The organism is Pseudomonas sp. SMN11 (genome assembly GCF_052041945.1).
Classification (GTDB): domain Bacteria; phylum Pseudomonadota; class Gammaproteobacteria; order Pseudomonadales; family Pseudomonadaceae; genus Aquipseudomonas.
Genome location: NZ_JBKGGW010000003.1, coordinates 45437 through 61456, shown reverse-complemented (window position 1 = coordinate 61456; position 16020 = coordinate 45437). Strand labels below are relative to the sequence as shown.

At 63.1% G+C, this 16020-nt stretch carries 12 protein-coding genes; 5 read left to right on the top strand and 7 right to left on the bottom strand.

The features are described from left to right. Nucleotides 1-76 precede the first annotated feature (76 nt). The 4 genes from ACLEJU_RS04325 to ACLEJU_RS04310 form a co-directional block, all read right to left on the bottom strand. A complete protein-coding gene (locus tag ACLEJU_RS04325) occupies nt 77-721 on the bottom strand; it encodes a sel1 repeat family protein (RefSeq protein WP_435422055.1) in 645 nt (214 codons plus the stop codon). A 204-nt stretch (nt 722-925) separates the two neighbouring features. Further along, nucleotides 926-2020, bottom strand: a complete 1095-nt coding sequence (locus ACLEJU_RS04320) for a hypothetical protein (RefSeq protein WP_435421937.1) — start codon at nt 2018-2020, stop codon at nt 926-928. Nucleotides 2021-2059: 39 nt separating this feature from the next. Continuing rightward, nucleotides 2060-2689, bottom strand: coding sequence for a LysE family translocator (locus tag ACLEJU_RS04315; protein WP_159409804.1), 630 nt, complete (start codon nt 2687-2689; stop codon nt 2060-2062). A gap of 2 nt (nt 2690-2691) precedes the next feature. Beyond that, entirely contained in the window at nt 2692-3480 is a 789-nt protein-coding gene (locus ACLEJU_RS04310) for a YqcI/YcgG family protein (RefSeq protein WP_435421936.1), read from the bottom strand. Nucleotides 3481-3641: 161 nt separating this feature from the next. Between ACLEJU_RS04310 and ACLEJU_RS04305 the strand changes: the two genes are divergently transcribed. After that, the gene (locus tag ACLEJU_RS04305) at nt 3642-4562 is read left to right on the top strand and encodes a LysR substrate-binding domain-containing protein (protein WP_435421935.1); all 921 of its coding nucleotides are present in this window, start codon (nt 3642-3644) and stop codon (nt 4560-4562) included. Here the strand turns inward: ACLEJU_RS04305 and ACLEJU_RS04300 are convergent. Next, the gene (locus ACLEJU_RS04300) at nt 4543-5439 is read right to left on the bottom strand and encodes a LysR substrate-binding domain-containing protein (protein WP_435421934.1); all 897 of its coding nucleotides are present in this window, start codon (nt 5437-5439) and stop codon (nt 4543-4545) included. The two genes, ACLEJU_RS04305 and ACLEJU_RS04300, sit on opposite strands and share 20 nt — an antisense overlap. Nucleotides 5440-5557: 118 nt before the next feature. Here ACLEJU_RS04300 and ACLEJU_RS04295 point away from each other — a divergent pair, with 118 nt between their 5' ends. From ACLEJU_RS04295 to ACLEJU_RS04280, 4 genes are all read left to right on the top strand, one after another. Further along, complete coding sequence (locus tag ACLEJU_RS04295) at nt 5558-6742, top strand: MFS transporter (protein ID WP_435421933.1); 1185 nt, start codon at nt 5558-5560, stop codon at nt 6740-6742. 34 nt (nt 6743-6776) lie between these two features. Then, nucleotides 6777-9137, top strand: coding sequence for a DNA polymerase II (locus ACLEJU_RS04290; RefSeq protein WP_435421932.1), 2361 nt, complete (start codon nt 6777-6779; stop codon nt 9135-9137). 77 nt (nt 9138-9214) lie between these two features. After that, on the top strand, nt 9215-13693 hold the full coding sequence (locus ACLEJU_RS04285; RefSeq protein ID WP_435421931.1) for an NEL-type E3 ubiquitin ligase domain-containing protein: 4479 nt from the start codon (nt 9215-9217) through the stop codon (nt 13691-13693). Nucleotides 13694-13974: 281 nt separating this feature from the next. Continuing rightward, a complete protein-coding gene (locus ACLEJU_RS04280; RefSeq protein ID WP_435421930.1) occupies nt 13975-14538 on the top strand; it encodes a DUF4174 domain-containing protein in 564 nt (187 codons plus the stop codon). A 242-nt stretch (nt 14539-14780) separates the two neighbouring features. Here ACLEJU_RS04280 and ACLEJU_RS04275 read toward each other — a convergent pair whose 3' ends face one another. Then, nucleotides 14781-15269 carry an HvfX family Cu-binding RiPP maturation protein gene (locus ACLEJU_RS04275; RefSeq protein ID WP_435421929.1) on the bottom strand — a complete coding sequence of 163 codons (489 nt, stop codon included), beginning with the start codon at nt 15267-15269 and terminating at the stop codon, nt 14781-14783. Between the two features lie 14 nt (nt 15270-15283). Then, nucleotides 15284-15904 carry a ferric reductase-like transmembrane domain-containing protein gene (locus tag ACLEJU_RS04270; protein ID WP_435421928.1) on the bottom strand — a complete coding sequence of 207 codons (621 nt, stop codon included), beginning with the start codon at nt 15902-15904 and terminating at the stop codon, nt 15284-15286. Between the last annotated feature and the right edge of the window lie 116 nt (nt 15905-16020).

Here is a 16020-nt window from a genome sequence, read left to right as displayed (position 1 = left end):
GCGAGGTAGGGCAGCATGACAGAGCCGTGGCGGGGATGGCTTGAACGATCTTGCTTGTTTGCGGCCTGTGCCTTGCTCAGCGGAGACTGGTCAGCCGCTGCTGCGCCGCCACGCAACCATTGATGTCCACGGCCTTCTGCAGCAGTGCCTGGCGACGCTGTGGGTCGAGGTCGCCCAGCAGCCGGTAGACCTCGGCCTGGTAGTCGCGCTGGCGCCCCCATTGCATCTCCAGCCCCTGCGGGTGGCTGCGGCTGCAGGCCAGGCGGGTGGCTGGCTGCGGGTAGTAGGGCGCATACAGGGTGGCCATGCTCGGGATCGCTTCCAGCGCTTCGCGGTAGGCCGGGCTGGCATTGTAGTCTGGGCACCAGGTCGCAATCGCAGTCGCCGGGGGTGCAAAACCTTGGCTTAGGCTGGCTTCCAGCAGCGGGCAGGCCGCATCTGCTATCTGTGCTGCAGGCAGGTAGGTGGTGTAGTACAGCGCCAGGCGATACTGCGCGACTGGGTGGCCAAGTTCCACCGACTTTTTCAGTAGGGCCACTGCCGTTGGCAGGGTGTGTGCCAGCGCCCGGCCCTGGCGGTTGAGCTCAGGGTCGACGCCCATGGCGGTGCGCAGGGGGCCGTTGTCATCCGGCGTGTCGGCCTGCTCCAGCAGCGGCAGCGCCTGGCGGTAGAGCAGGTCGGCGTGCGGGTCGATACGGACTTCGAGCGCGTTAGCGGCCATCGGGGCCAGCGCGATGAACAGTGCCGATCCCAGAGCGACGCGGCTCACAGGCGTGCCTCGCGCAATGAACGGCGCCGGCAGGCTGCCGGGTACGGGAGGGCGGCTTGATGATTGATCACAACTTCGCGTACGCCTCGGGCGAATCGGAACGACGGGGTATTCTAGCCAAGCGTGGGCCGAAACCGAAACCCCGTCGCTCGTCTGTCAGACGAGCTTGATCGGTGTGACCTTGCGCTGGGCGTGTCGTTCCTGGGCCAGCCCCAGCTTGGCGGTGATCACCTTGGCCAGGGCATTGTTGCCCAGGTCGTTCAGGTGCAGGCGGTCGACGAACAGATCGGCACCGAATACCAGCGAGCTGCTGAGCATGCAGTTCATGTCGTAGCAGGGCACGGGGTCTGCCTGGCTCTTGATGCGACGGAAGAAAGCCATGTGCAGTTCGCTGTCGAACGCGCCGTCGAGCAGGCGATCGAAATTCCCCGGTTGTTGCTTGAGGGCGGCCAGCATCGCCTGTTCACCCGCTGGCAGGGTTTCCCGGCACCAGGGCAGCAGGGGCTGGAGAATGAAGGTCAGGGTGGCGTGGCTGTCAGCCAGCATGCGTTCCCATTGGCGCAAGGTGCGGCCGATGCTGTCGGCCGCCCGTGCCAGGCGTTCTTTTGGGGCGGACAGCGACCAGCTGGGGACAGGTTCGTGACGCCGTGGTGCCAGTGCCTGACCCAGGCGCTGCCACAACGACTCGCGGCGAGCCGGGCCAACTGGCGGCATGCCCTCGTTGAAACTGTTCAGGTAAGCCTGGTGAGCCTTGGCCTGTTGTGGGTCGTGCGGGCCGGCCAGGACTTCGCCGAGGGCTTCATGGGCCAAGGTGTTGAGGCCGCTGAGCAGTACCACATGGCCCACTTCGCCCAGGCGGTGCTGGTGGGTCAGGAACAGCAGCAGTTCCTGGCTGGCATTGAGCCCGCAGCCGGCCAGGCTCAGCCATACCTCACCGGTCAGCATCGACAGGTGCGAGGCCACCGTATGTTCATCGGAGCTGGCGCCGATACCCAGGGCGGTCGAACCGCCGACCAGCAGGTTGATGCGCGGTGCACTGCCGCGTTCGGCGGCCGAGAAGCGCTTGCCGGCGCAATGGCTGTAGCGCAGGCCAAAGGCATCGGTGTTGATGGTGCCGGAGCGGTAGCCGCTTTCATGCACATGCAGAGTGTGGGGGGCGCGGCGGTTGCCCAGCAGCAGAAAACGCTGGTAGTCATGATGAAGTGGCGAAGCGAGGCCCAGGGCGTGCGTGGCGGTTAGGGACCGTGTCATGGGCGCTCCTTCTCGGCTGGCGTGCGGCGGTGCAGGGCTTCAGCCCGCCAGTTCCTTGAGGTTATAGGCCAGGCCACCGGCGGCGATCAGCAGCAGGACGACCCCCGAGGCCAGGGAAATCAGGCGGTTGCTGCGCTGCGAGGTGATCTTGCCGATGGCGAAGATGTACAGGCTGAGCACGGCGAAATCGATCAGCACCCACAGCAGCGAGAGCACCACCATGCTCTTGCCGAACGACTCGGTGATCTGGATGAACTGCGGAAAGAAAGCGATGAAGAAGATGATGTCCTTCGGGTTGGAAATGCCCACCATGAAGCCTTGCCACAAACCGCCGCGGCCGGGCTTGGCTGGCTGAAGTTCGGCCTCGTCGGCGACAGGCGCCTGCAGGCACTCGCGCAAGGTACCCACGGCGATATAGCCGATGAACAGGCAGCCCAGCAGGCTCATGCCGCTGAGCCAGGCCTTGTCGATGGCTGCGCTGGTGAGGATGACCCAGGCGGCGGCACCGATCAGCACCAGTGACGCCCAGTTGGTGCCGACGGCGGTGAACATTGCCTTGCGCGAGCCGGAGGCCGCAGCGGTGTTGACGATCAGTGCCACCACCGGGCCGGGGGTGGCGATCAGCAGCAGGACGGTGAGTGCATAAGTCAGAGTCAGGGCGGTATTCACGGTCAGTTCTCGATCAGAGTGTCGGGTGTCGCGTGGGCGTGTGCATGGGCATGAAAGGGGCAGCGCGACGGATTGAGCGAGCCTGCTTCCTGCAGTTGGTACTGCTTCCATTCGTAGTTGTCGTCCTGGCCAAAGAAGCCCAGGGTTTCGGGCATGACCCCGTCGTTGTAATGGCGTACGCGATCACGAATGCGGGCACGAATGCGTTGCCCGCTTTCGGTGCTGGCGTTGGCCACTTCGTCGAAGTTCTCCCGCGGGTTGATGACGAAGGTGATGTGCGGGCCGAGATTGCGGCTTTTCATCTGCTGATGGCCGGGGAAGTTCATGTTGATGAACAGCGGCATGCCGGCGTAGCAGAACGACCAGGCATTGTCGTGGGGGTCGGTCGGGATCGCCTGCGGCCACGGATGCGGGTCACGGGCATGGACCCCGCGCAGGACTTTCCAGGCCAGTGCCTGTTGCTCGGCCAGGCTGCTGTCGGCGGCCGTTTCGAGAAACACCACCAGCGGGCTGCCGATGCGTTGCTTGATCGGCACAGGCGTTATGGTACGGATATAGTCGGCCAGGCCCTGAGCGATATCATCGGCCAGTTGTTCGGCACGGGCGAACAGGATGTGGCAGGATGCGCCAGCTACCGCCTTGCGCCCGAACAGGCACGGAAAGTCGGGGTTGGCGAGTACGCTGCGAAAATGTTGTAGGGTTTGTCGCGTCCAGTGCTGAGTGTTCCGTACATGTTCATCGGCCAGCTCTAGCGCATCCAGGCGATAGCAGTTTCCATAAACCGTAAACATGATTTCCCCAGGAGATTAAAGTAAGTGAGAGTTCCACTCATATGCAGGCAGGTTGGTTACTTATCTTTGTTATTTACCTGCATTTTCTGAGACGCTCTTCACGTTGTAAAACGCGTGGAACTATGACCTACTATTAGTCTCACTCATGCTTCGAGGGCATCATGTCGGAACGGATTCAAGCACTGCACGCCTTGCGTGCCTTCGAGGTTGCCTCACGCTACGGCTCGTTCACCCGGGCCGCCGAAGAGCTGGCCCTGACCCAGGGCGCGGTCAGCCATCACATCAAGACGCTCGAATCCATGTTCGGCTGCGACCTGTTCGAACGCCGCGGCCCCAAGTTGAGCCTCACCGAGCATGGTCGGCTGCTGGCCCAGGAGCTCAAGGTCGGTTTCAAGATCATCGAGAACGCCTGTGCGCTGCTGCGTCAGGACCGCTATGGGCTGCGTCTGAAAGCTCCCTCGACGCTGACCGTGCGCTGGCTGCTGCGGGCGCTGGACGGTTTCAAGAAGCTCGAAGACAACTGCAGCGTGCAGCTGTCGAGCGTATGGATGGACATCGACTCGGTGGACTTCTACTCCGAGCCCTACGACTGCGCCATCCTCCTGGCCAACGGCCGTTTCCCGGCCGACGTCGAGAGCGTGAAGCTGTTCGATGAGTGGCTGATCCCGGTGTGCGCCCCGGACTACATGGCGCAGGCGCAGCCGGAGCTGGCCGACCTGCGCCAATGTGAATTCCTCCACCCGTCACCGGACCGCCGTGACTGGCGGCGCTGGCTGGCGCGCATGGATGCGCTGGACATCAGCATCGACCAGGGCCAGGTGTTCGACACCCTCGACCAGGGCATCTCGGCCGCGCAGCAGGGCCTCGGTATTTCCGTGGTCGACCTGGTGCTGGCCAGTGCCGACCTCGCGGCCGGGCGCCTGGTGACGCCGTTCAAGCACGCAGTGTCGACCGGTGACGGCTACTACATGACCTGGCTCAAGAGCAGCCCCAAGGCACGCCAGATGCACAAGCTGCGCGACTACCTGCTCGGCCAGGTGCCGCCGCTAAGCTACAAGGACATCAACTACCTGTACGGCTGAACACGCGCTCCAGCATGAAGTCGATGAACACTCGCAGCTTGGGTGGCATATGGCGCCCGGACGGCCACAGCAGGTAGAAGCTGCCACGCCGTTCGATGAAATCGTCGAGCACGCTGACCAGTGACCCCGCGGCCAGTTCGCGGCGCACGCTGAAGTCCGGCAGGCAGGTGATGCCACGGTGGTTGAGGGCGAAGCAGATACGCGTCTCGACATGGTTGCAGACCATCGAGATGGGGATGTCGTAACCCTGTTCCGGGTGCTCCTGGCGCAGCGGCCAGATTTCCAGCTTGCCGTTGCTGGGAAAACGGTAGTGCAGGCAGGTATGTGCACTGAGTTCGCGCGGGTGCTGCGGCGTGCCACGGGCGTGCAGGTACTCGGGCGAGGCCACCAGGCAATGCTGGAAGTGCCCGAGAAACTTGGCATTGAGCCGCGAGTCCAACGGCTGACCGCCGCGCATCACCACATCGAAACCTTCACCGACGATATCGACCATGCGGTCGGTGAACTCCAGGTCCAGCTCCACCTGCGGGTAGCGCTCCATGAACTCGGCCAGGGCTGGCATCACCAGCCCGGTCACCTGCGGCAGGCTCACGCGCAGGCGGCCGCGCGGTGTTTCGCTGGCCTGCGACAGTGCCTGTTCGGTGGCTTCGATCTCGGCCAGGATGCGCCGGCTGCGCTCGAGAAACAGCGTGCCCTCGGCGGTCAGGGTAATGCTGCGGGTACTGCGGTGGAACAGGCGCACACCGAGGCGGCTCTCCAGGCGCGCCACACGCTTGCCAACGGCCGAGGCGCTGATGCCCAGCGACTGGCCGGCGGTGACGAAGCTGCGGGTTTCGGCAACCCGGTTGAAGACCACGAAGCCGCTGAGGCTGTCCATCCTATGCTCCTGATTACGGACATCCACGTCCTGGGTGAGTGGCATTGTAACCGTCTTTTTCCGTAATGGCGGGTCTTGCAGACTGTCGGCCTTGATCGAAACCACAAGGCATCCTGCAATGTCCCAGACATCGACTGTTCCCCTGACCCACGCCGAGCGCCTGCCCATGAGCGGCCTGCTGGCACTGGCCATGACCGGCTTCATCGCCATCCTCAGCGAAACCTTGCCAGCGGGCCTGCTCGACCAGATCGCCGATGGCATGCACATCAGCCAGGCCATGGCCGGGCAATGGGTGACGGCCTACGCACTCGGCTCCTTGCTGACGGCTATCCCGTTGGTGACCCTGACCCAGGGCTGGTACCGGCGCCGGGCACTGCTGCTGGCGATCGTCGGTTTCGTGCTGTTCAACGGCCTGACTGCTGTGTCGCCCTCCAACACCCTGACCCTGTTGCTGCGCTTTCTCACTGGCGCCGCTGCGGGGCTGGCCTGGGGCCTGATCGCCGGGCATGCCCGGCGCATGGTGCCGGCGGCCCTGCAGGGGCGGGCGATGGCGGTGGCCATGCTCGGCCAGCCGATTGCCTTGTCGCTGGGTTTGCCGATCGCGACCTGGCTGGGCGCCGGGCTGGGTTGGCGCGCCACCTTTGCCGTGGTCACGCTGGCGGCGCTGCTGCTGGTGCTCTGGGTGCTGAGGGCGGTGCCGGACTATGCGGGGCAGGCGAGCGGCCAGCGCCCGTCGGCGGCGCAGGTGCTGCGCACGCCGGGGGTAACCCTGGTGCTGCTGGTGATCCTCGCCTGGGTCCTGGGCCACAACATCCTCTACACCTACATCGTGCCGCTGTTGGCGGCGGCGGGGATGACGGCCGAAGTCGGCCAGGTGCTGATGCTGTTCGGTCTCTCGGCGCTGGCCGGCATCGGCCTGGTCGGGCTGATGGTCGATCGGCACCTGCGCAAGCTGGTCGTGCTGAGCCTGGCAGGGTTTGCCCTGGCCACCCTGTTGCTGGGGCAGGCTGCGCCCTGGGCCATCTACCTGAGCGTCGCGCTGTGGGGCCTGACCTATGGCGGTGCGCCGACCCTGTTGCAGACCGCCTGCGCTGATGCGGCGGGTGAGGGCGGCGATGTCGCGCAGTCGATGCTGGTGACGGTATGGAACAGCGCCATTGCCCTGGGCGGGATCGTTGGTGGCATGTTGCTCGCCGGCGTGGGCGTCGAGGCATTTGGCAGCGTGGTGCTGGCGCTGATCGCAATGGCGGTGCTGGCGGTGCTGGCAGCCCGCACAAGCGGCTTCGTGGCAGGACCACGCTAGCGTAGAATCGTCCTTTTAAGCAGAGGTCGACGCGGTGGAGTTGCAGCAGGGTTTTGTCCTCACCCGGCATTGGCATGACACGCCCGAGGGCACCTGCGTGGAATTCTGGCTGGCCACCGAAGCCGGGCCACGGCTGTTGCGCCTGGGTCCCCAGGAATCGGTTGCCTTCATCCCGCAGGCGCAGGCCGAGCACGCCCGGGTGTTGTTGGCCAAGGAGCAGGGCGTGCAACTCAAGCCGCTGCACCTGAAGGACTTCGACCAGCGCCCCATGCTCGGCCTCTACACCCGCCAGCACCGTCAGCTGATGCAACTGGAGCAACGCCTGCGCACGGCCGGTATCGACGTCTTTGAAGCCGATATCCGCCCGCCGGAGCGCTATCTGATGGAGCGTTTCATTACCGCCCCGGTGCAGTTCACCGGCCAGCGCGACGAGCAGGGCGTGTACTGCGAGGCCCAGCTCAAGCCATTGCAGGGTTACCGCCCGACGTTGCGCCTGGCATCGCTGGACATCGAGACCAGCGAGCGCGGCGAGCTGTACAGCATCGCCCTGGAAGGCTGCGGCCAGCGCCAGGTGTACATGCTGGGGCCGGCCAATGGTGATGACGATGGCGTCGATTTCGACCTGCACTACTGCGATGACCGCGCCGAGTTGCTGACCTGCCTCAACCAGTGGATGGCCGAACATGACCCGGACGCAATCATCGGCTGGAACCTGATCCAGTTCGACCTGCGCCTGCTGCACGAGCACGCCAAGGTGCTGCAGGTGCCGCTGGCGCTGGGGCGCAACGGGGCGCCGATGACCTTGCGCAGCCATGCCGGAGGTGGCCACGTTTTCGCCGATGCCCCGGGGCGCCTGCTGATCGACGGCATCGAAGCATTGCGTTCGGCGACCTGGAGCTTCCCCTCCTTCAGCCTCGAAAATGTCGCTCAGACTCTGCTCGGCGAGGGCAAGGCCATCGACACGCCCTACCAACGCATGGACGAAATCAACCGTCGCTTTGCCGAAGACAAACCGGCGCTCGCCCGCTACAACCTCAAGGATTGCGAGCTGGTCACCCGCATCTTTGCCCATACCCGGTTGCTCGACTTCCTGCTGGAGCGCTCGTCGGTCACCGGCCTGGCGGTAGATCGCAGTGGCGGCTCGGTCGCCGCATTCTGCCACCTGTATATCCCGCACATGCACCGCCTGGGCTTTGTCGCGCCCAGCCTCGGCAGCCGCCCGGACGAGGCCAGCCCCGGCGGCTTCGTCATGGATTCTCGCCCGGGGCTGTACGACTCGGTGCTGGTGCTGGACTACAAGAGCCTGTACCCGTCGATCATCCGCACCTTCCTGATCGATCCGGTGGGCCTGGTGGAGGGCTTGCGCCTGCCCGATGATGAGCACTCGGTGGAAGGCTTTCGCGGTGGGCGGTTTTCGCGCACCGAACACTGCCTGCCGGCCATCGTCGAGCGCGTATGGCAGGGCCGGGAGGCGGCAAAGCGTGAGGGCAACGCACCGCTGTCGCAAGCGCTGAAAATCATCATGAATGCCTTCTACGGCGTGCTTGGCTCCAGCGGTTGCCGCTTTTTCGACCCGCGGCTGGCCTCGTCGATCACCATGCGTGGCCACCAGATCATGCGCCAGACTCGCGCCCTGATCGAGGCGCAGGGCTATGAGGTGATCTACGGGGACACCGACTCCACCTTCGTCTGGCTCAAGGGCGCCCATGGCGAAGAGGCCGCGGCCCGGATTGGCGGTAATCTGGTGGCGCAGGTCAACGCGTGGTGGCGCGAGCACCTGCAGGCTACCCTGAAGCTGGACAGTGCGCTGGAGCTGCAGTTCGAGGTGCACTACCGGCGTTTCCTGATGCCGACCATCCGCGGCACCGACGAGGGCAGCAAGAAGCGCTATGCCGGCCTGGTACAGCGAGCCGATGGCCGCGAAGACATGGTCTACAAGGGCCTGGAGTCGGTGCGCACCGACTGGTCGCCACTGGCCCAGCGTTTTCAGCAGGAGTTGTACGGGCGGATCTTCCGCGGCCAGCCGTATCGTGATTACCTGCGCGAGTACGTGCGACAGACCCTGGCGGGCGAGCTCGATGAGCTGCTGGTGTACCGCAAGCGCCTGCGTCGGCCACTGGCCGATTACCAGCGCAACGTTCCGCCTCACGTGCGCGCCGCACGCCTGGCGGACGACTACAACAGCCGTGTCGGACGCCCCAGGCAGTACCAGCGCGGCGGCTGGATCAGCTACCTGATCACCACCGCTGGCCCCGAGCCATTGGAGAACCTGCAGGCCCCGATCGACTACGAGCACTACCTGAGCCGCCAGCTGCAGCCAGTGGCGGATGCCATCCTGCCCTTCGTCGGCGATGATTTCGCTGCCTTGACTGATCGCCAGCTGCTGTTGTTCTGACAGCGGGGTAGCTATCTAGTACTTGGCGGCCACCGCCGACGATTAGCGTCTCACCTCCAGACATTCGGAGGTGTGCCATGCACAGCAGTGATTACCAGACATCCATGCGCTCGGCCAACCTGGCGCTGGAGCAAGGCTTTCAGGATGGCTTGATTGCCGCTCGCCTGCCGGCCTGGATCCGCGACTTGCGCGTCGCCAGCAACACGCCTGGGCAGCCACCTGCAGCTCCGTCACTGACTGCCGAGCAACTCAGGACTGTGCTTGATGCGCTCGCAACCAGTTACGCCTGTCGTCAGCGTCTGAGCCACGAGATTGGACGGATACAGGACATACGCCAGTATTGCGGGCAGTTGTTGCAGCGCGAGCTGAGCAACAGCCTGTATGCGTCGGTCGACAGTGAGGCATTGTTCCTGCGCCACTTCTATTACAGCATTGCGCCCGAGCCAGAGTTTGCAACCGGCCACCAGCCACAACAGGAAAAGAACAGCTACGACATCCCTTTGCTCGACGCGGCAATGGCCAACTTCACCGAGGACGAGGCCCGGGAGGGTGGCCTGCCGCGCAGCGACCGCGTGGTGGCGGGTGATGGCATTACGTTCAAGCAGATGAGCGCTTCTGCTTTTGCCAAATGCTGTCGCAAGCTTGATCTGGGCCAGCGCTATCAGCAGCATCTGGACGCCATCCTGTTTGCGCCAGCCGTTGATGGCCACAGTTTCATGTCTTCGATCAAGGATATGCAGGCTGCCTCGATGTTGCTGGATGCCTGCAAGGCCAAGACGGAGGGGATATTGACGGCCGATGAGCTGGCTGTAGTGATCGCAATCTGTCAGGGCGCGAATGCTGCCACGTTGCAAGGCAAGCCGGTGATTGCCAGGCAACTGAGTGTCTACGGGTGCAAGATCGAGCAGTTGGTGGTGTTCGAGCAGACCACGACATTGCTGGGTTTCAGCGCCAGTGAGCGCGTGCTGGTGTACATCCCAGGTGATCCGGTCAGCCCCTGGAGTGCCGCCCGGAATCTGGATACGTTCATCCGGCGAATTCTGGGTAAACGGTTGGCAGATAACGCCTATCAGCGCTTTTTCAGCCGGTTCATCCGCCGTCGAGATAAAGCAGCGTTTTTTGCCAAGGTTGCCAGTGAGCTGATGGATGTCGCCAGTTGGGCGTCGCGGGACATGGACCAGCACATGGCTGCCTACCCATTGCCGTTGTTCGACCATCTGGCGCAGGCCTGCATAGACCGGATCAAGGATGATGCGGCGTTCATTGCGGTGCCCGTGAAGGTCATCGACGACAGTCAGCGCCAGGCCGAGCACGACCGCCTGATCGCGGCCGCCTGGGCCGTGGCCAACCTCGCAGGTCTGTTCGTTCCCGGCATTGGCGCCTTGCTCAGCGCGGTGATGGTCTGGGACATGCTCAAAGATGTTTTTCATGCCGTCGAGGACTGGCGCGAGGGCGATACCCAGGCGGCGCTGGAACACCTGGTGAAGATTGCCGAAACGGTGGCCATGGTCGGTGTCACTGCAGCGGTCGCAGGTGCAGTAGCGCGGGAGTGGCATCTGGTTGATGGCTTGACAACGGCCCGCCTTGAGGACGGCAGCGAGAAACTGTGGCACTTCGACCTGACACCTTTTCGCAGCGCGGCACCGCCCCTGCAAGCCCTTGCCGATGCCACTGGGGTCTACCGCCTGAAAGGGCGTTGCTGGGTGAAGATGGATGGCTATTTTTATGAAGTGATGGCGCAGGGCGACGAACAGTGGCAGATCGTGCCGAAGCAAGGGCATGGCCCGCAACTACGACACAACGGCGCTGGGGCCTGGCGCGTCTGGTGCGAGCAACCTGTCGAGTGGGACGAGCCCCGGCGTCTGTTTCGTCGCCTGGGCAATGAATTCAGCCATCTTGAGGATGAACAGATCGATCAGGTGCTGGCCATTCATGGCCTGGACGCCAGCCATTTACGGGGGCTGCATATCTGTGGCCAGGCGCCGGAGGCCTGCGTGGTCGATTCAGTCAGCCGCGTCGCGCTGGTGGCCCGGGTCCAGGCGCTGGTCAGGCAGCTGCGCACGGGCAGCCAGGTGGCGGACTCCGTGTTGCTTGCCAGAGTGCGCCGATGGCAGGGAGCCGAGTCGATGCCCGATGCCCGCTTGGCCGAGCTGGTTGAATCCAGACAGCGGTCATTGGTGGGCCAGCTTTACTATGAAAAGTATCCCGTGACGGCTGCCACCCAGGAACTGCAAAGGGATTTTGTCAGCCTGCATCGGCTTGGGGCCGAGGCGCTACTGGACACGGTCGACCAGGATGGCATGGGCCTGGCGGCCGCAGCGCTGGTCAGGCGTATTCGCTGCATACGGGTGCATGAGGCATTGCTGTTCGATACGCCGCAGAACCTGGACCTTGCCCGAGTGGTGCTGAAGTTGCTCGAGACAATGCCGGGTGCCGTAAAAGGGCCGCATTGGCAGCTGTTCGAAGGCGACCTGGCGGCGCCCTTGTTGGGCAATAACGGCCAGGGACGCACCTTGCGTCTTCGCTATCGGGCCGGGGCGTATCAACTGTTTGATGAACGGGAGCAGGCGCTGGGGGAGCCAGGAGAGTTATTTGAGCAGTTGGCTGCCGGGTATACCTATGAGCAACGCGCTGCACTGGCTATGGGGGAGCCCTTTGTCCGGCAGCTCCGATCGCAAATGGCAAGCCGGGTTGCTCAGCGGCGGGAAGTGATCGCAGAGTTGCTCGACATCGTCCAGGACACTGCTGCTTTCAACGCGCCGCAGCGTCTGGCCAACGGCCGGGTCGGCTACCCGTTGAGTGGCTGGCGGCAGCGGTTTCATCGCGGGCGGGGCGCGGTGAGAAACCTCGCTGCAGAATTGCGCGATCTGTACCCCGGCTTCGATGACGAGGACGTCGAGCTATGGCTGACCCATTTGCGCCAAGCGCAGCGTGATCCGGGGGCCGAGTTGGTCGCTCTGAAGCGTCAGCTCAACACCCTGCGCAAGGCCCTTGGCGTCTGGCGTATTTCGACGCTCAAGGGCTGGAACTGGAAAGCGCGTCGGGAATTTGCGCGAGGGCTGATCGCGTGCTGGCGGTATCTGATACCTAAGCAGTTAGTAGCGGCAGAAGAGAGTGCGGAATATCTCTTGAGCACCTACCACAGTAACCTGGACGAGTTGCCCGATATTCCGCAGGGGGTTCGTTTTTCACATGTATCGGACCTGGCGCTGCGATCAGTGCAGATACGCCGTGTGCCTGACAGCTTCCTGCGCGCATTCGATGCGTTGGAATCCCTGAGCATTACCAATTGCCGGCTGACCCATTTGCCGATAACAGCGCAGATGACACAGCGCCTGCGCATCCTCGACCTGTCGGGTAACCAGATGAGCCTGGACGACGATGGGGCTGAGCTGCTCGCCAGCTGTCAGCGTCTGATCTACCTGAATCTATCCCACAATCCGTTGCAACGGGTGATTTCCATCGCCCGGATGTCCAGCCTCAATGCCTTGATGCTGCGCAATACGCGATTGACTGCGATCCCCGTTGGCGTGATGGAGGCTAGGAGCTTGCACACACTTGATGTAGGAGACAACGCGATCCGTTCGCTGCCATTCGGTTTCTATCGTTCTGCGCTGTGGCGTTTCGGCCGGGTCAGATTGGCCGACAACCCGCTGCAGGGGGTGGAGGATGCCTGGAGTGAAATGCTCGATAGCCAGGTACCCGTGAAGCAGCGCTGGCTGGACCTGGTGTTAGACAACGAGCGAGATCACCTGGCCAATCTCTGGGGCAAGTTGTATGGCAATCCCGCCTCTCGGGATTTCTTTCATTTGTTGGAACGTTTGACGACTTCGGCGGATTTTCAGAGTGAATTTCTTTCTCGGTACCTGGCAATGCGCGTGCTGCGCATGCTCGACTATATGAGCGAACGACCTGCGTTACGAACCGAACTCTATGAGAATGCACTGACTGAGCACTGTCAGGACAACGCCACACTGCGCTTCAGCGACCTTGAAGTGCGCGTCCGTGTCTGGAAGGCCCTCAACCGCGACATACCCGACAATCAGGTGCGGGAACTGCTGCGCCTGGGTGGGCAATGCTGGCGGCTGGACATGCTCGATGAAGTGGCAGGGCTGCATGCCATTCGAGTGGGCAGGCCTGAGGAATCGCTGGAGTTCGCCCTGTCTTATCGCCTGGGGCTGGCTGACCAGCTGGATTTGCCCATCGAGCACGACGAGATGCTCAACCCTGGTGTGGCCAACCTGTCGCGCACGGACCTGCGCGCGGGCGCAAATTTCGTCAGAAGTGCGCAGTCCAGGGATGCGTTGGTCGATTACCTGGCGACGACGCGTTTCTGGCGCGATTACCTGGCGCAAACCTATCCCGGGCGCTTGCAGGTGCCGCAGGTCTTTCACGAAGAACGAGAAGCACTGGAGGCACGCCAGGCGACAGCCCAAGCATTCAATCTTCTGCAGGATCGCGTGCAGCAGCGGGAGCTCAACATCTACAAGCAGCTTACCCGGGAAGCCTTGAGCCAGCACTTGACGGCGGTCATGGTTGCGCCGGCAACCCCGTGACAGTAAGGCCGGACGTTCTGGATGACGGCAGCGGTGGCCTCGCGTTTTCGTTCTCGTGCAGGCTTGTGCAGGCACGGCGAGAGCGCTGCAGGGAATACGAAGGTGCATTGATGAACTATGCTCAGGTCGAGTACCGGCATTTGCGTTTGGCAGCGACTTGGGGGACATGCGAAGTTACTTATGTGTCAGAGATCCGCCGGGTCAGTTGGTTTAGTCTCGCACGTCGGATCTTTCTCCATGATCTGTAGTCTTTGGTTTATCGAGAGAATAAGGAGATTTGCATGCTCGTCCGCTCACTGACCCTCGCCATCTTGCTCGCTGTTGCCGGTCCGCTGCTAGCGGCCGACAGTGATGCGCCGCTGGCCAAGGAACTGGGCAAGGCCAGGCCATTGGTCGTCATCGCTCCAAGCAGTGCCGACCCCACACTGCGAGGTTTGAACGAGGCCCTCAAGGACCCGGCGACCCAGGCGGGATTCAAGGAGCGCAACCTGGTGCTGTTCAGCGTTGCCCAGATGATGGGCAAGCGTGAGGACAAGAACCTCGAGCAACAGACCACGATGGCCTTGATTCGCGAACTCAAGCTGGGCGCGAGCAAGGGCACCAAGGTGATCCTGGTGGGCCTGGACGGTGAGCGTCATGTGCTCAAGGATGATGAGTCAGGCGATAAGATCGACCCGCAAGTGATCTTCAAGGCGGTCGACGAGCTGCCCGCAAGCGAAAAAGCAGCGACTGCACCAGAGCCTGTAGCGGCTGCTGTAGCCGAACCCAAGGCAAAGGACAGCAAATCCGCGAAACCTGCGAAACCGGCCAAACCAGCGGCACCTCCAAAGCCGTTGGATGATTGAGTGGCGCCAACCGTTGCCAATGGTTGGTGAGGTCGTAAATGAGTAGCCGAATCCGGCGTTATGGGCCGAGCCTTGAGCACGGTTGAATAGCTCCTCTTCCTGACCAGAGTGGAGCTTTACCATGACTCATACCCATAACAGACTTGGATTGTCCGGCGCTGCGTTGAGAATCTGCGTGAGCAGGGCGTCGTCATCTGTACGCGATGACGGCTGGAGGGGGCTGCCAGGCAGCCCCCTGGTCCTTACCCCAATACGCGGTTCCTGATCCAGTGGTCCAGGCTCAAGCGCCCCGAGCCTTTGAGCAGCAGCGGCAGCAGGGCGATCAGATAGATTAGCGGCAGCTTGAAGTTGCCGAAGCCCTGGTCGGTGATGGCATAGCCCTGGGCCAGTTCTGCCAGGCTCGACCAGTGGCTTGGCCAGTGCACGGCCGCAATCGCCACCACGGTCACCACCATCAGCCCGGCCGATGCCAGCCGTGTGCCCAGACCAAGCAACAGCAGCAGGGGGAGCAGCAGCTCCGCCCACATCGACAACTGCCAGTTGAGCTCCGCTGGCAGCACATTGAACGGGAACGGAAAATTCGACTGCAGATCGCCGAACCAGTTGCTACCGTTGAATTTCTCCATGCCGGACTCGAAGAATTCCCAGGCCAGGAACAGCCGCAACGGCAGGTCGGCACTCCAGCTGCCAAAGCGATCGAAGGTGGAGAAGGTACGTGTCAGCGTGGTCATGGTGATCATCTCGTTCAGGAAAGGGCAGAGGCGGTACGGCGTTGCTGTTGGGCCAGCTTGGCGGTGAGCTTGAAAGCGATGGCGCTGAAGATCAGGGCGAAGGCCAGCGGGTACCAGCCGCCCATGGGGATGCGCTTGTAGAACGACAGGCAGAACACCCCGGCCAGCACCCACATGCCGCTACTGTGCAGGACCTTCCAGGCGCGGCCGCCGAGCAGGCGCACCGGTGCCTTGAACGAGGTCAGGGTGAGCAGTAGCAGGAACAAGTAGCCAATGCTTCCCGGCAGACTCGAGGTGACCGTCCGCCCTGCCCAGAACAGCTCCGGGAATTGCTGGGCGTAGCGGTAGATCAACAGCCCATGCACGGTATGCGAGAAGGCGAAGGCCAGACCCAGGTAGCGTCGCTCGCGGAGCAAGCGACGGCTGCCGTTGCCGGGCAGGAACGTGACGAGCGACGAGGCCAGGAAGGCCAGCAGGAACAATGCGAAAGAGCTGCGTGCGGTGGCGCGGATGGCGCTGCGCAAGCCATCCGCACCGGGCGGGTAGCTGAGCAGTACAGCGGCGGTCATGAGCAAGGTCAGGGCAGCAAGGGCGGCGAACAGCTTCCAGCCGGAGGGCAGGGTGAGCGGCTTCATGGGTGAGGTCTCCCGGGGTGTCGTTGTGTGACCGGGAGTGTGCGGGGGATGGGTATCTGCAGTGTGTCGGTGAAAGCAGTTATATGTATCGGACTGTAGCTCTCTAGGCAATACGG

Bases quoted from the DNA above. Each gene is read 5' to 3' on its own strand.
- ACLEJU_RS04325 (WP_435422055.1), bottom strand. From the start codon at position 721: ATGGCCGCTAACGCGCTCGAAGTCCGTATCGACCCGCACGCCGACCTG.
- ACLEJU_RS04320 (WP_435421937.1), bottom strand. From the start codon at position 2,020: ATGACACGGTCCCTAACCGCCACGCACGCCCTGGGCCTCGCTTCGCCA.
- ACLEJU_RS04310 (WP_435421936.1), bottom strand. From the start codon at position 3,480: ATGTTTACGGTTTATGGAAACTGCTATCGCCTGGATGCGCTAGAGCTG.
- ACLEJU_RS04305 (WP_435421935.1), top strand. From the start codon at position 3,642: ATGTCGGAACGGATTCAAGCACTGCACGCCTTGCGTGCCTTCGAGGTT.
- ACLEJU_RS04300 (WP_435421934.1), bottom strand. From the start codon at position 5,439: ATGGACAGCCTCAGCGGCTTCGTGGTCTTCAACCGGGTTGCCGAAACC.
- ACLEJU_RS04295 (WP_435421933.1), top strand. From the start codon at position 5,558: ATGTCCCAGACATCGACTGTTCCCCTGACCCACGCCGAGCGCCTGCCC.
- ACLEJU_RS04285 (WP_435421931.1), top strand. From the start codon at position 9,215: ATGCACAGCAGTGATTACCAGACATCCATGCGCTCGGCCAACCTGGCG.
- ACLEJU_RS04280 (WP_435421930.1), top strand. From the start codon at position 13,975: ATGCTCGTCCGCTCACTGACCCTCGCCATCTTGCTCGCTGTTGCCGGT.
- ACLEJU_RS04275 (WP_435421929.1), bottom strand. From the start codon at position 15,269: ATGACCACGCTGACACGTACCTTCTCCACCTTCGATCGCTTTGGCAGC.
- ACLEJU_RS04270 (WP_435421928.1), bottom strand. From the start codon at position 15,904: ATGAAGCCGCTCACCCTGCCCTCCGGCTGGAAGCTGTTCGCCGCCCTT.